This window comes from Bacillus sp. SIMBA_008, assembly GCF_046535495.1.
In the GTDB taxonomy this organism is placed as follows: Bacteria; Bacillota; Bacilli; order Bacillales; family Bacillaceae; genus Bacillus; species Bacillus subtilis.
The window spans coordinates 1-257 of the sequence record NZ_JAWRWL010000776.1; the positions used below are offsets into that span (position 1 = coordinate 1).

The window sequence follows — 257 nt, forward strand, 5'->3', positions numbered from 1 at the left end:
TCACTAACTGATAAAATATCACTAATTTTGACACTAATTTGGTTAGGATTTTCAAGTGCATTTCCATTATCATTACTTTCAACTTCTACGCCTTCTCCATTACCACGACGAAGTGTAACAAAAGTTTCTCCGATTCGAGTAATAAAACCTTCTACGTGAAATGAAGGCAAAAATAATACAACTCTCGCTCCTACTAATTGAAATGCACGTAACAAAGTACGGATTTCATCTTCACGATGTTCTGCCATTTATATCAT

General features: G+C 34.2%; 1 protein-coding gene. It reads right to left on the minus strand.

Features of this window, described 5'->3' with window-relative positions; all coding sequences use genetic code 11:
• Positions 1-248: hypothetical protein (locus SB658_RS25405; protein ID WP_410603206.1), on the minus strand; the 248-nt coding region annotated here is incomplete at its 3' end.
• Positions 249-257: the final 9 nt, after the last annotated feature.